Source organism: Mesorhizobium sp. Cs1299R1N1 (genome assembly GCF_037179655.1).
Classification (GTDB): domain Bacteria; phylum Pseudomonadota; class Alphaproteobacteria; order Rhizobiales; family Rhizobiaceae; genus Mesorhizobium; species Mesorhizobium salmacidum.
Genome location: NZ_JAPYKR010000006.1, coordinates 361,595 through 374,096 on the forward strand (window position 1 = coordinate 361,595; position 12,502 = coordinate 374,096).

Consider the following 12,502-nt stretch of genomic DNA (forward strand, 5'->3'; position numbering starts at 1 on the left):
ATCAACCCACCGCGCGAGAGCGCCTTGGAGTCACAGTGATCCCTGTCGGGCCGATGGCCCTCCACGCCTCTTGTGCGCTCCTGCAGCGATTCAAACATTCGTTTTCCTTTTCCCTGGCACCCGGATGGTGCCCGAGAGGTAATGCGTTCGCGCCCAGTCTCCAAGCCAGTCCAAGCAAAAGCCCAAAACCAAAAAGCACCCGGGGGCGCACAGCGCTGCCGGGTGTTGGCCTCCAGGATCTGTTTACAGCACTTGGCCTCAAAGAGGCTTCGGCGTCCTGGTCGGCTTGCTCGGAGGGATACTCGTCGCGGAATTGGTGGGCTGTAGACAGGAAATCGGCGCAAGAGTCAAGGCAAAGCCGGTGTCGCGCCGTTTCCCGGACCGCGATCAGGCCGCACCCACGGCGTTCGGAACCTCGGCCGAGACCCTGAGCGGCGAGCGTGGGTGCAGCAATAGAGCAATCGTCAGCAAGCTGCAGGCGATGCCGATGAGGGCGATGAGAATTGCATCCGACATCATCCATCCCGGTCCTTCGAGCGGCTTGGCGGTGAACAAGGCGAAGGAATTGTAGCTCTGCTGATGCGAGATCAGCAGGAAGCCGGTCAAATTGTTGCCGAGATGGGCGCCAAGTGCTGCACCGAGATTGCCGGTGGCATAGACCATGAGTGTCAGAAGCAGCGCGAAAGCGGCGATCGAGACCAGCACGCAGGCATTGATGGCGGCCGACGAACCGCCGCTCCAGTGCAGCGAGGTGAACAGCAGGCCGGGCAGCAGCGCCCAGATGAAAGGGCTGCGGAACCGGCTGGCGAGGCCGCGCAGCAGATAGCCGCGAAACAGCACCTCTTCCGACGACGTCTGCAGCAAGGTGAGCGCGACGATCGGGATCGCGAACAGCAGCCAGGACGACAGGCTGATCGTGCCGCGAGCGAGCCCCGGCGCCAGCAAATAGAGCAGGATTTCGGACAGAGCCGAGGTGATCAGCACCGCTATCAGCCCCTTGAGGAAGTCCGGTCGCGATACGCGGCGGCCAGTGCCGAGGAGGGCCGACAGCGGCTCGCCATGCACCCAGCGCATCGCGATCCACAGACCGATCCAGATCCCGGCGAAGGAGGTGAGCGCGCTGAGGATGCCAATGGGCGAGGCGAGAAAACCCTCCATGTCGTATGGCGAAGCCGTCGCCTGCCAGGCGAAGTAGACATGTGTGCCACCCAACAGCACGGCCGCGGTGGTGGCGCCCCAGAACAGGACTACGATCAGCGTCCCCAGCAATAGACGCAACAAAGTCGTCCTGGCGTTCGGCGTGTTGCGATAGCGCTCGAAGGCAGTGTCGTCGATTGTCACGCTTGTCCTCGATCCGAATCCATCGCTGCTTGATCCAGCTGTCCTTGATCTAGCCGATGGCCTCGGGAATCGGAATCGATATCACCAGGGATACGCGCAAACGGATCGCGCGGCACCCAAGCGCCGCCTGGGTACCGGCAGGTTCTTTCCAATGTCGCAAGCGGCCGCTTCGGCGACCTCTGGCCTCTGTCAACGCACCACGTACATGATGCGCCTTGTCTGCGGGTCGACCAGCGTCGGCTGACCGTTCACATAGACATAGCGATACTTGTAGTCCGGAATTTCGCGCAACTCGACGGTGTCGGGCAGGGTTGCGCCGGTCACCACCTCGCCTTCGAGATAGACGGGGTCGAGGCGATGGGTGTCGACATAGGTCCTGACCTCGGCCGGAGGCCGGACGACGGTGTCGATCGGCTCGCCGGCGACGATCGCTCCGGTGTACTCGGTGGAATAATTGCCGATGTCGTCCGGCGGCGAGACGACGGCAACGGCGGAGCGGCGCTGCGTCAGCACCACGCGGCTGCCGCCGAAATCGGCGGTGACGTAGTCGGAATAGACCCAGCCCTGGCCGCCGGCTTCGGCGATCGTGCACCATTTGCTGTTTTCGATGCAGCCATTGAGCGTCGCCGACTGGCCGGCGGCCAGCACGCCGATCACTGGATATTGCGGACCCGGGCCAGCGCGCACGTTGAGATCGGTGACCGCCGACACGGCGGTGTCCGCCAAGGCGGCACCCGACATCATGGTGAACACTCCGGCGATTGCGGGAAACAATACGGATTTCATGGTTTCTCTCCGTTTTCGTGGTCCCTCGCCAGCGAAAACGGGGCAGCGGCGCATGCGTTCCGGTTAAAACGCGCGAGCCAACTCACGATTTCCCGCGTCTTTCGGCAAGCTGGTCACAAGATCGTGAACAAAAGCCAGTTTCTGCGCCGTCACGTCCGAAATGACGAAGGGGTAGAGGTCGGGCAGGCCCATGCAGCGGTTGATCGAATTGGAGGCTTCCGACAGCACCAGCCAGCGGGCAAGAATTTTGTCGAAGGGCTCGGGCGTCTTTGCAGGCTCCGAGGGCGCTGCCTGCAGCCCGCCACCGGTATCGCCCCGCGGCAGCTCGGCCGCCTCCACGGTCTCCAGCCGGCCGAGCGGGAAGTTGAGCGCATGGACCATCTCCAGCGTGTCGGTGATGTGCAGATGGTGGGCCCAGGTCTCGGCCCAGTCTTCCCATGGATGCGAGGTGGCGTAGGCCGAGATGTGGTCTTGCTGCCAGTCGGGCGCGGCGCCATTGGCGTAGTAGGCCTTCAGCGCCTGTTCGTAGTCGGCGCGTTCGTCGCCGAACAAAGCGCGGAACGCTTCCAGGCCTCGCGGATCGTCGCGGATCAGGCGGTCCCAGTAATAATGGCCGAGCTCGTGCCGGAAATGGCCGAGCAGCGTGCGGTAGTTCTCGCCCATCTCGACGCGACGTTTTTCGCGCTCGGCTGAATCGGCCTCGGCGACGTTGAGCGTGATCAGGCCATTGTCGTGGCCGGTTAGAATCCGTTCGCCGCCCGGGCCGCCGCCGATCGGATCGGCGAGGAAGTCGAAGGCCAGCCCGATCTCGTCCGTCGGGCTTTGCTTGGGCGCCACCGGCAGGCCGAAGGCGAGCAGCGAATAGATGGCGCGCTTCTTCGCCGCCTCGACGCGGATCCAGCGGCGGCGGTTGCCGTCGACCGAGAGGTCGGGGATCAGCTGGTTCAGCACGCAGGCACGGCAGAAGACCTGCCCCGGCTCGGCCATCCAGTTGCAGGCGCATTCGTCGGCATTGGTGCACTGGATTGCGCCGTCGACGCCGGACAGGACAAAGCGCGCGCGCTCGGGATCATAGAGCACAAGACTGCTGCAGTTCAGGCACTGGGCGTTCTCGAAATAGAGACGGTGGCCGCAATGCGGGCAGTCGAAAAGTTTCATCTCGGTCTCAATTCATCAGAAGGGCACAGGATACATGGCGGCCCGTGCCCAAACGCGAGCCACCGGCCGGCGTTCCGCGGTCCGGCCAGACTATTTTGCTTCGCTGGTCCAGGCGCACCGATGCGGTCCATGGCCGGCATCAACGTCTTTCATGCATGGCCTCGCCACAATAATCACTTGATCGTAGGCAAATTCCCCGGCATTCGCCAGCATCGCGCCACAGACGGTGACAAATGCGCGTTTCGCTGGCAAATTCGCAATCGGGACGTGAATCAATCAGGCAACCAGGAGAACAACATGGCATTTCTTGCCAAGGGTAGGATTTTAGCAGCCGCGGTGGTGGCGGTGCTGGGGCTGGCGACAGGCGCGCAGGCGGCGGCCAGCTGCGGCAAGACCGGCGCCGGCTTCGACGCCTGGAAACAGGATTTCGCCGCTGAGGCCAAGTCCGAAGGTGTCGGGTCGAGGGGCCTGGCTGCTCTGGCCGGCGCGACCTATGCAACAAGGACCATCTCCGCCGACCGCGCCATCCACAAGGCGTTCAGCGGCTCGGTGGACGATTTCATGAAGCGCCGTGGCGGGTCCGCGATCATTTCCAAGGGCCGTTCGCTGAAGAAGTCGAACGCGGCGCTGTTCAACCAGATCGACCAGAACTACGGCGTGTCGCCGGGCGTGCTGCTCGCTATCTGGGGCATGGAGACCGGCTTCGGCGCCTCCATGGGCAACCAGAACACGGTTTCCGCCATCTTGACGCTTGCCTATGATTGCCGCCGCCCCGACTATTTTCACCCGCACGCCATCGCGGCCCTGAAGCTGGTTGATCGCGGAGCGTTGACCGCCTCGTCGGTCGGCGCCATGCATGGCGAGATCGGCCACACGCAGTTCCTGCCCGGAAATGTCCTGAAGTATGCGGTCGGCAGCGGAAACCTGCGCGACAAGGCCACCGCTTTGGCCTCCACCGCCAACTTCCTCAAGGGTCACGGCTGGCGGGCTGGCGCCAGCGCGCAGTCGAATATGGGCGCGATCGCCGGCTGGAATTCCGCAAGCGTCTATCAGCAGGCCATCGCCCGCATCGCCACCGCGATCGACGCCGACTGATCGAACCGCACGGCATTGAACGAAGAACCCGGCCTTCGCGCCGGGTTTTCATTTCACGTCGAGCGCATAGGAGCAGCCGGCCAGCGTCTTGCCGGGATGGGACTCGACCGTCGAGACGTTGAGCGTGATGCGCGTGGCAAGGCTCACGCCGCCGGCCTCCTCGGTGCTTTCGGCCACGACCTTCTCACCGAGGAACTTGTCCGGCGTCGAGACCGTCGCCGGGACGTCGAGCTGGCGGGCGAGGTCCGGCGCGGCGATGCCATCAAGCACGGCCATCGGCCCTGTCGCGGTAAAGACGATTGTCTCGGTCTCGCGCCCGAAGACATGGACCGGGGCGGGCAAGTCATACTGCCGCAGGAAGGGATTGCCTGACGAAACTTCGTTCCAGCTCAGCGCCTTCGCAGCGCCGGGTTCGCCTGCCAGCCAGAGGGCAAAGCCGTTATAGCTGGGCACGTCGGCCCGGCACTCGATCAGGCGGCAAGGTCGAGCGAGGCAGGGTTGAAATCCCCGGCCATGGCCGGGGCCGCCAGAAGGACCAGCGGCACCAGGCATCGGCCGGGACAACGCATTCCGTCTATTTGTTACGGTTACGTGCGGCCAATGTCCGCAGCCTCAGCGCATTGAGGCGGATGAAGCCGGCGGCGTCCTTCTGGTCGTAGGCGCCACGGTCGTCTTCGAAGGTGACCAGAGCGTCGGAATAGAGCGTCTTCTTCGATTTGCGACCGGTGACCATGACATTGCCCTTGTAGAGCTTCAGCCGCACCGTGCCTTCGACGTCTTCCTGGCTCTTGTCGATCATCGCCTGCAGCATCAGGCGCTCGGGCGAGAACCAGAAGCCGTTATAGATGAGCTCGGCATAGCGCGGCATGAACTCGTCCTTGAGGTGCGCGGCACCGCGGTCGAGCGTGATCGATTCGATGGCGCGATGGGCCACGATCAGGATGGCGCCGCCGGGCGTCTCATACACGCCCCGCGATTTCATGCCGACGAAACGGTTCTCGACCAGATCGAGCCGGCCGATGCCATTGTCGCGGCCGAGATCGTTGAGGGCGGCCAGCATGGTCGCCGGCGACAGTTTCTTGCCGTTGAGAGCGACCGGGTCGCCCTTCAGGAACTCAATCTCGATCTCGGTGACGGCATCCGGCGCGTCCATCGGCGACACGGTGCGCTGATGCACGAATTCCGGCGGCTCGCTCCATGGATCCTCCAGCACCTTGCCCTCGGAGGACGAGTGCAGCAGGTTTGCGTCGACCGAGAACGGTGCGTCGCCCTTCTTGTCCTTCGGCACCGGGATCTGGTGCTGTTCGGCGAAGTTCATCAGGTCGGTGCGCGACTTGAACGACCAGTCGCGCCACGGCGCGATGACCTTGATGTCGGGGTTGAGCGCGTAGGCGGAAAGCTCGAAGCGAACCTGGTCGTTGCCCTTGCCGGTGGCGCCATGGGCAATCGCATCGGCGCCGGTTTCCCTGGCGATCTCGACCAGGTGCTTGGAAATCAGCGGCCGTGCGATCGAGGTCCCAAGCAGATAGGTGCCTTCATAGACGGTGTTGGCGCGGAACATCGGGAAGACGAAGTCGGATACGAATTCCTCGCGCACGTCGACGACGCGGATGTCCTTGATGCCCATCATCTCGGCCTTGCGGCGCGCCGGCTCCAGCTCGCCGCCCTGGCCGAGATCGGCGGTGAAGGTGACGACTTCGGCGCCGAGTTCGGTCTGCAGCCATTTCAGGATGATGGATGTGTCGAGGCCGCCGGAATAAGCGAGCACGACCTTCTTGACGTCTTTGATCTTGGACATTTGGCAGTTCCACGACAGGAGTTCTCGGCGCGCGAGGTATCACGCCGCTTCCGGGCTGCGCAAGAGATGAACACCAGGCAGGTGGTGACACCAGGATCGAGCAGGGCTGGATCAGCACTCTTGCCGTCCGGCCGCTGGCAAGAAGGGGCGGCATCCTCTATAGCCTGACGTCCCCAACCCAAAGGCCTGCCCATGTCCTTCATTCCCGACACCGCCACGCTGGTCCAGTTCGCCATCGCCACCGTGATCCTGGCGATCACGCCAGGCCCTGATATGACGCTGTTCGTCTCGCGCACGCTAAGCCAGGGGCGAGCCACCGGCTTTGCCTCGATGGCCGGCGCGCTGTGCGGCACGCTGATCCACACCACGCTGGTGGTGGTCGGCGTCTCGGCGCTGATCGTCGCCTCGCCGATGGCTTTCTTCGTGCTGAAGATCTTTGGCGCCGGCTATCTCGTCTTCCTGGCCTGGCAGGCGATCGCCAAGGGCTCGGCCTTTTCGCCGGAGAAGAAGACGGGCCCGCAGATCTCGCTGCTGCGCAGCTGGGCCGCGGGGCTCGGCGTCAATTTGCTCAACCCGAAGATCATCCTGTTCTTCATGACCTTCCTGCCGCAATTCGTCTCGGCGCACGATCCGAACGCGCCCGGGAAGCTGTTCTTCCTTGGCTCCATGTTCATCGTGCTGTCGATCCCGGTGACGGCACCCATGGTGCTGGCGGCGGAAAAATTCTCGGCGGCGATGAAGGCCAGCCCGCGCGTGACGCGGGTGGTCGACTATCTCTTCGCCGGCGTGTTCTCGGCCTTCGCGCTCAAGATCCTGACGGCCCAGGCGAAGTAGGAGCTTTCTCGTCCTTCCACCAGCTCCCGGCCCAGCGGCCGGCGCTCAGCCAATAGAAGATGCCGCCGACCATGCCACCACCGAGCACCGCCATGATCGCGCTGGTCTCGGTGACCGCGAAAACGGAATCGCGGATATTGTCGACCAGGCCGAGGAAAACTCCCGCCACCAGCGCGCCCGCCAGCGCGTAGAACAGCCAGTCGCGCCGGCCGAGGATTTCGGCAATCAAAATGATGATCGCGGCCGGCGCGAAGCCGAAATAAGCGACAAACAGGGCGACGAAAGGAATTGAAAAATAGAGCGATGCGGTCGCCGCCGGATCGGCTTGCGCCGGCGTGTAGCCGAGCGAGGCCAGGAACAGGATGTTGAGGAAGGCGCTCGCCGCCAGCGAGGCGATAGCGTAGCCGAACAGGATGACGGCGAAGCGCACGATATAGGCGACGAGACGGTTCATCGGGGATCACGGCCCGTGAGATGACCGGACTTGTGTCCAGCCAGAAGCCAGTAGACCCAGCCGGCGGCAATGCCGGCCGCGGCCAGAAAACCGAGGAAGCCCGGATTGAAAACGAAGCCTCCGGCGGAGCCTGGGACAAAAACACCGAAGACGATCGACGTGACCGCGCCCGTGACGGCAAAGTAGAACCATCCTCGCAGCGCCAGCCGTTCGGCGACGAAGATCGCCGGGCCGACGATCAGCAGCGCGCAGATCGCCACGGTCAACACGGCGAGCGGGAAGGAGGCCAGCCAGTCGAATGTGAAAATGATCGACCAGTTGCCGTCCTCGATCCCGGCCAGAAGAACGATCAGCAGCACCGGCACCAGGATCGAGGTCAGCACAGCGGCGACGTAGCCGACTGTTATGATGGCGAAGCGCTTGAGGCCGGAGACGAGACGGCTCACACCTCGCCGTGCCCCGCGATCATCATGGCTTCGAGCGCCAGCCGGTCGACCTTGCGCATGCGCTCCGATTCCGACTTCAGCTGGCCGCAGGCGGCCAGGATGTCGCGGCCGCGCGGCGTGCGGATCGGCGAGGCATAGCCGGCATTGTTGATGTAGTCGGCGAACTTCTCGATCGTCTCCCAGTCCGAGCACTGGTAGTTGGTGCCAGGCCACGGGTTGAACGGGATCAGGTTGATCTTGGCCGGAATGCCCTTGAGCAGCTTGATCAGGCCCTTGGCGTCCTCGATGGAATCGTTGACGTCCTTCAGCATCACATATTCGAAGGTGATACGCCTGGCGTTGGACAGGCCGGGATAGGCGCGGCAGGCGGCGATCAACTCCTTGAGCGGATACTTCTTGTTGATCGGCACCAAGAGGTCGCGCAGATCGTCATTGGTAGCATGCAGCGAGATCGCCAGCATGACGCCGATCTCCTCGCCGGTGCGGAAAATCTCGGGAACGACGCCGGAGGTCGACAGCGTGATGCGGCGCTTCGACAGGGAAAGTCCGTCGCCGTCGGAGGCGATCAGCAGCGCCTTCTTGACCGCCTCGAAATTATAGAGCGGCTCGCCCATGCCCATCATGACGACGTTGGACACTTTCCGGCCCTCGGCGGGCACGATGGCGCCATCCGGCGTGTCGCGGTCGGGGAAGTCGCCGAGCCGGTCGCGGGCGGTGAGCAACTGGGCGAGGATTTCCTCAGCCGTCAAATTGCGCACCAGCTTCTGCGTGCCGGTGTGGCAGAACGAGCATGTCAGGGTGCAGCCGACCTGCGAGGAGATGCAGAGCGTGCCGCGGCCTTCCTCGGGGATATAGACGGTTTCGATCTCGACCGGCCGGCCGGCGCCGCGCGGCGGAAAGCGGAACAGCCACTTTCGCGTGCCGTCGGCGGAAATCTGCTCCTCTACGATCTCGGGCCGGGCGACGGTGAAATGCCTGTCGAGTTCGGCGCGCAGGTCCTTGGAGATGTTGAACATGCCGGCGAAGTCGGAAACGCCGCGTACATACATCCAGTGCCAGAGCTGCTGGGCGCGCATTTTTGCCTGACGCTCCGGCACGATGCCTGCAGCGACGAGGGCCTCCGCGAGCTCGGCCCGTGTCAGGCCAATCAGCGACGGTTTTTCGGCCGGCATGGCGCGGGTACGCAAGGCGTCACGGGCACCTTCGGCGGTGAGGTCGAGTGAAAGGGTCATGGTTGCACTGATATAAGCGGTTTACGGCCGATTTCATCCATCGTGCCTTATCTCAAGCGGGGCGCATAGCACAGCTTGGCGGCAGAGTCATGCCGCGGGCGATCGGGCAGCCTGTCCCGCCGCCTGGCCGCGGTGTTCCCCGGCGCGCGATCGATCACATATTCGTGTCAGCGTAACGGCCGGCGCGCCATCCGCGAACCCAGAATGGGGCAACTGTGCCCCTGCACAATGGGAGTATGCGGAATGAAATCGATCAAGCTCGCCGTCATTGCCGGCCTCGCCGCTCTTTGCGCCTCGCAGGCGTTCGCCGAGGACACGATGGGCACCATGACCATGATGAAAGGTGGGCAAGTGACGGCGATCATGCCGGACGGGCACATGGGCACAATGATGCCGGACGCGAAGATGGGCGCCGATATGATGAAGATGGCCAAGCCGATCAAGCATTGCATGATGATAATGACCGACGCCAAGGGCAAGGCCTATATGATCGACACGTCGACCAAGAAGGCCCAGGCCGAATGTGAAAAAATGGCCATGTGACGATCTCGCAAGGATTGCCCGCCGGCGTGGAGGCCGGCGGGTCGCGCAGCTTTCACTTCGATTGAAGGAGGCGCTCTCTGGATCATGCTCACGAGCGGAACACCGCGGCCCGTTGATCCCGGCCGATCGTCAGACTCTTGCTTGATCGGCGTCATGCCTGTGTTAGGGCTGGGTTTTCCCCGCGAGGACAGACATGGCCGGCCAATCGCGAAGACATCCCATGCTGCGGCGTTCGCGCGCCATGTGGGCCTCGCGCCGCGTCTGGCAGCCGCGCCTGGTGTTCTGGGCCGGTGCGATCTCGATCGGCCTGATCAGCGTGTTGTTTGCCGTGCTGGCCGACAAGGCACAGGCGCTGTTTCATGTGGTGATCGGCAATGATGGCGGTTGGCGCTTCTATCTGCCGCTGGCGATCACCCCGCTCGGCTTTGTCCTGTGCGCATGGCTGGCGCACGCCTTCTTTCCGGGCTCGCAAGGCAGCGGCATTCCGCAAGCGATCGCCGCCCGGCATCTGCGCGACGACGACGACCGCAGCCATATCCTGTCGCTCCGGCTGGTGGCGGGCAAGATAGCGCTCACTCTTGTCGGCCTGTTCTGCGGCGCTTCCATCGGCCGCGAGGGGCCGACCGTGCAGGTCGGCGCGTCGCTGATGCTGCAGGCGGCGCGCTGGGGCGGCATGGCGCAGGCGCGCGGCCTGATCCTGGCGGGATCGGCCGCCGGCATTGCCGCCGCCTTCAACACGCCGCTTGCCGGCATCGTCTTTGCCATCGAGGAAATGGGCCGCACCTATGAGGCGCGCACCAACGGGCTGGTGCTGACGGCAGTCATCCTGGCCGGCCTCGCCTCGCTCGGCGTGCTCGGCAACTACACCTATTTCGGCGAGTCCAAGGAGACGATCTCGTTTGCCGTCGACTGGCCGCTGGTGATCGCCTGCGGCGTCATCGGCGGCGGCTTTGGCGCCTTGTTCTCGTTGCTGGCGTTGAAGGCGACGCGGCGTATCCGGCGCTGGAACGCACTGCAGCCGCTATGGCGCGCGCTGCTGGTGGCGGCGGTCTCCGGGCTGGCGGTGGCGGTGATCGGCATCGCGTCGGGCGGGCTGACCTTCGGCACCGGCTACGCGCAGGCGCGCAGCGCGGTCGAAGGCACGCCGCTGCCCTGGTTCTTCTTTGCCGAGAAATTCGCGGCCGGCCTGCTGTCGATGATTTCAGGGATACCCGGTGGCATCTTCGCGCCCTCGCTGGCGGTCGGCGCCGGTATCGGCAGTTCGCTCGGCCTGGTGTTCGGCAGCGGCGCCGGCGTCGCGGCGCTGCTCGGCATGGCCGGCTATTTCGCCGGCGTGGTGCAGGCGCCAATGACGGCCTTCGTCATCATCCTCGAAATGACGGGCAATCACGACAATGTCATCGGCCTGATGCTGGCTTCGATGCTGGGTTACGGCACGGCACGCCTGGTCTCGCACGAGCCGCTCTATCACGCCCTGTCGCGGGTCTTCATCGCCGAGGCGATCCGGCGGCGGCGGGCCGAAGCCGCACCGGAATCAGGCCACGACTGAAAAAGCAAAAGGCCGGGGTTGCGGCCCGGCCTTTGGTTCAAAAACGAAGATAGCCTATTTGCACTTGGCGATCGAGGACAGCGCCGCCGAGATGCCCTTCAGCGAAAAGACATAATTCGTGGGATTGCCGCGGCCCGACTTCGCCGACACTTTCATGTCGGTGCCGGTCTTCATCGCCGCGATCAGCACCGGTTCCTCGGCGGCGTTCTCGACCCAGGCCGATTTTCCGCGCGTGAACATCGAGAAGCTCTTCTTGTCGATGGTGACGGTGGCCTTGGAGCCTTCCTGGAAATTGTAGCCGGCGATGAACTGCGGCTCATAGGATACCTGCTGGCCGGGCCGCTGGCTGACGAAGAAGAACATGTCGCCATGGTCGAGCGTCGGCGGCTGCTTGTCGGTCGGCACGGTCAGCACGTAGCAGACCTTGCCGCCCGACGCCTGGTAACTGTAGGTGCCCCAGGCATTGTGCTGGCCGATCTTGGTCGCCTGCTGCGCCAGCGCCGGCGCTGCCGAGGCCGCCAGGACCAGGCTCGAAACTAGTGCAATCAATCCGCGCATCGTTTTTCCCGTATTCCAAATGGTGCGGAGGCGGGGCCGCGTGGCGTCCTGCCGTCGCTTCATTTTGATTTAATCTGGGTTACCAAACGGTGAAGTTCCCAAGAGAAAAGGACCTTCACCCCAGGAAACCGCCGCCATTCCCGCGCCGCCGCCTTGTCAGCGGCCGGCACGGCGTCCCTTTGGCGACTTGGAGGCCACGAAAACGGCAAGAGTTTGACTTTTGACCGGCCGCTGAATGCCCCTGTCCAGGGGCTGAGCCGACGTGGCGATTTCGGCGGCGGGCTTTAGCCCCTGTCGGCGATGGCGTCCTTGGCGGCCTGCCGGTGCGCCGGCGTGATATGGGCGCTGACGGCGGTGATCGCGGCGGTCAGCACGGCGATGTCGTCGGTGAAGCCGAGGCCGAAGATGAAGTCGGGGATGAGGTCGACCGGCAGGACGAAATAGCCGAGCGCGGCCACCAATATGCCCTTGGCGCGCAGCGGCGTTTTCTTGTCCATGGCGCAGTAATAGGCGGCGACGACGTCTTCCATGAACGGGATTTGCCGCGCGGCCTTCTTGGCCGTGCGCCAGAACTTTTCGCGCACTTCGCCCTCGCCGCCCAGTCTGTCGCCAAAGCCGAAGAAGTCAAAACCGGATTCTTGCGCCATCAATCTCTCCTGGCGGGTCCCATGGCCGTACTGGCGCATGCCCGCGGATCAAAATGTGGTG

The 12,502-nt window shown here is 64.0% G+C and carries 14 protein-coding genes; 4 read left to right on the forward strand and 10 right to left on the reverse strand.

What is annotated here, in order from left to right; genetic code table 11:
- Window positions 1–387: 387 nt before the first annotated feature.
- The 3 genes from O7A70_RS15965 to O7A70_RS15975 form a co-directional block, all read right to left on the reverse strand.
- Window positions 388–1,341, reverse strand: a complete 954-nt coding sequence (locus O7A70_RS15965; protein WP_337141203.1) for a CPBP family intramembrane glutamic endopeptidase — start codon at window positions 1,339–1,341, stop codon at window positions 388–390.
- A gap of 189 nt (window positions 1,342–1,530) precedes the next feature.
- Window positions 1,531–2,127 (reverse strand): DUF1236 domain-containing protein, encoded by a 597-nt coding sequence (locus tag O7A70_RS15970; RefSeq protein WP_027146218.1) that lies wholly within the window; start codon window positions 2,125–2,127, stop codon window positions 1,531–1,533.
- A gap of 63 nt (window positions 2,128–2,190) precedes the next feature.
- On the reverse strand, window positions 2,191–3,285 hold the full coding sequence (locus O7A70_RS15975) for a zinc-binding metallopeptidase family protein (protein WP_337141204.1): 1,095 nt from the start codon (window positions 3,283–3,285) through the stop codon (window positions 2,191–2,193).
- A 297-nt stretch (window positions 3,286–3,582) separates the two neighbouring features.
- Between O7A70_RS15975 and O7A70_RS15980 the strand changes: the two genes are divergently transcribed.
- Window positions 3,583–4,380, forward strand: coding sequence for a lytic murein transglycosylase (locus O7A70_RS15980; RefSeq protein ID WP_337141205.1), 798 nt, complete (start codon window positions 3,583–3,585; stop codon window positions 4,378–4,380).
- Between the two features lie 48 nt (window positions 4,381–4,428).
- Here the strand turns inward: O7A70_RS15980 and O7A70_RS15985 are convergent, their stop codons facing one another.
- Together O7A70_RS15985 and O7A70_RS15990 are read right to left on the reverse strand one after the other, a co-directional pair.
- Complete coding sequence (locus tag O7A70_RS15985; RefSeq protein WP_337141206.1) at window positions 4,429–4,833, reverse strand: hypothetical protein; 405 nt, start codon at window positions 4,831–4,833, stop codon at window positions 4,429–4,431.
- 121 nt (window positions 4,834–4,954) lie between these two features.
- On the reverse strand, window positions 4,955–6,178 hold the full coding sequence (locus O7A70_RS15990) for an argininosuccinate synthase (RefSeq protein WP_337141207.1): 1,224 nt from the start codon (window positions 6,176–6,178) through the stop codon (window positions 4,955–4,957).
- Between the two features lie 192 nt (window positions 6,179–6,370).
- Here O7A70_RS15990 and O7A70_RS15995 point away from each other — a divergent pair, with 192 nt between their 5' ends.
- Window positions 6,371–7,012: a LysE family translocator gene (locus tag O7A70_RS15995; RefSeq protein WP_140718501.1), complete on the forward strand. Its 642-nt coding sequence runs from the start codon at window positions 6,371–6,373 to the stop codon at window positions 7,010–7,012.
- On the opposite strand, the gene O7A70_RS16000 is transcribed toward O7A70_RS15995, so the two are convergent.
- From O7A70_RS16000 to rlmN, 3 genes are read right to left on the reverse strand one after another with little or no spacing between them, the layout of a single operon-like run.
- On the reverse strand, window positions 6,984–7,466 hold the full coding sequence (locus tag O7A70_RS16000; protein ID WP_337141208.1) for a hypothetical protein: 483 nt from the start codon (window positions 7,464–7,466) through the stop codon (window positions 6,984–6,986). The two genes, O7A70_RS15995 and O7A70_RS16000, sit on opposite strands and share 29 nt — an antisense overlap.
- The gene (locus O7A70_RS16005; protein WP_337141209.1) at window positions 7,463–7,912 is read right to left on the reverse strand and encodes a hypothetical protein; all 450 of its coding nucleotides are present in this window, start codon (window positions 7,910–7,912) and stop codon (window positions 7,463–7,465) included. Before O7A70_RS16005 ends, O7A70_RS16000 begins: the two co-directional genes overlap by 4 nt.
- Complete coding sequence (gene rlmN / locus O7A70_RS16010; RefSeq protein WP_337141210.1) at window positions 7,909–9,144, reverse strand: 23S rRNA (adenine(2503)-C(2))-methyltransferase RlmN; 1,236 nt, start codon at window positions 9,142–9,144, stop codon at window positions 7,909–7,911. Before rlmN ends, O7A70_RS16005 begins: the two co-directional genes overlap by 4 nt.
- A gap of 243 nt (window positions 9,145–9,387) precedes the next feature.
- On the opposite strand from rlmN, the gene O7A70_RS16015 reads away from it, so the two are divergent.
- The gene (locus O7A70_RS16015; protein WP_140510494.1) at window positions 9,388–9,687 is read left to right on the forward strand and encodes a hypothetical protein; all 300 of its coding nucleotides are present in this window, start codon (window positions 9,388–9,390) and stop codon (window positions 9,685–9,687) included.
- A 193-nt stretch (window positions 9,688–9,880) separates the two neighbouring features.
- Window positions 9,881–11,236 carry a chloride channel protein gene (locus O7A70_RS16020; RefSeq protein ID WP_337141211.1) on the forward strand — a complete coding sequence of 452 codons (1,356 nt, stop codon included), beginning with the start codon at window positions 9,881–9,883 and terminating at the stop codon, window positions 11,234–11,236.
- A gap of 54 nt (window positions 11,237–11,290) precedes the next feature.
- Here O7A70_RS16020 and O7A70_RS16025 read toward each other — a convergent pair whose 3' ends face one another.
- Window positions 11,291–11,794 (reverse strand): invasion associated locus B family protein, encoded by a 504-nt coding sequence (locus tag O7A70_RS16025; protein WP_015314944.1) that lies wholly within the window; start codon window positions 11,792–11,794, stop codon window positions 11,291–11,293.
- Window positions 11,795–12,078: 284 nt separating this feature from the next.
- Window positions 12,079–12,441: a YkvA family protein gene (locus tag O7A70_RS16030; protein WP_337141212.1), complete on the reverse strand. Its 363-nt coding sequence runs from the start codon at window positions 12,439–12,441 to the stop codon at window positions 12,079–12,081.
- Between the last annotated feature and the right edge of the window lie 61 nt (window positions 12,442–12,502).

Bases quoted from the DNA above. Each gene is read 5' to 3' on its own strand.
- O7A70_RS15980 (WP_337141205.1), top strand. From the start codon at position 3,583: ATGGCATTTCTTGCCAAGGGTAGGATTTTAGCAGCCGCGGTGGTGGCG.
- O7A70_RS16020 (WP_337141211.1), top strand. From the start codon at position 9,881: ATGGCCGGCCAATCGCGAAGACATCCCATGCTGCGGCGTTCGCGCGCC.
- O7A70_RS16025 (WP_015314944.1), bottom strand. From the start codon at position 11,794: ATGCGCGGATTGATTGCACTAGTTTCGAGCCTGGTCCTGGCGGCCTCG.
- O7A70_RS15970 (WP_027146218.1), bottom strand. From the start codon at position 2,127: ATGAAATCCGTATTGTTTCCCGCAATCGCCGGAGTGTTCACCATGATG.
- O7A70_RS16015 (WP_140510494.1), top strand. From the start codon at position 9,388: ATGAAATCGATCAAGCTCGCCGTCATTGCCGGCCTCGCCGCTCTTTGC.
- O7A70_RS16030 (WP_337141212.1), bottom strand. From the start codon at position 12,441: ATGGCGCAAGAATCCGGTTTTGACTTCTTCGGCTTTGGCGACAGACTG.
- O7A70_RS16000 (WP_337141208.1), bottom strand. From the start codon at position 7,466: ATGAACCGTCTCGTCGCCTATATCGTGCGCTTCGCCGTCATCCTGTTC.
- rlmN (WP_337141210.1), bottom strand. From the start codon at position 9,144: ATGACCCTTTCACTCGACCTCACCGCCGAAGGTGCCCGTGACGCCTTG.
- O7A70_RS15975 (WP_337141204.1), bottom strand. From the start codon at position 3,285: ATGAAACTTTTCGACTGCCCGCATTGCGGCCACCGTCTCTATTTCGAG.
- O7A70_RS15990 (WP_337141207.1), bottom strand. From the start codon at position 6,178: ATGTCCAAGATCAAAGACGTCAAGAAGGTCGTGCTCGCTTATTCCGGC.
- O7A70_RS15995 (WP_140718501.1), top strand. From the start codon at position 6,371: ATGTCCTTCATTCCCGACACCGCCACGCTGGTCCAGTTCGCCATCGCC.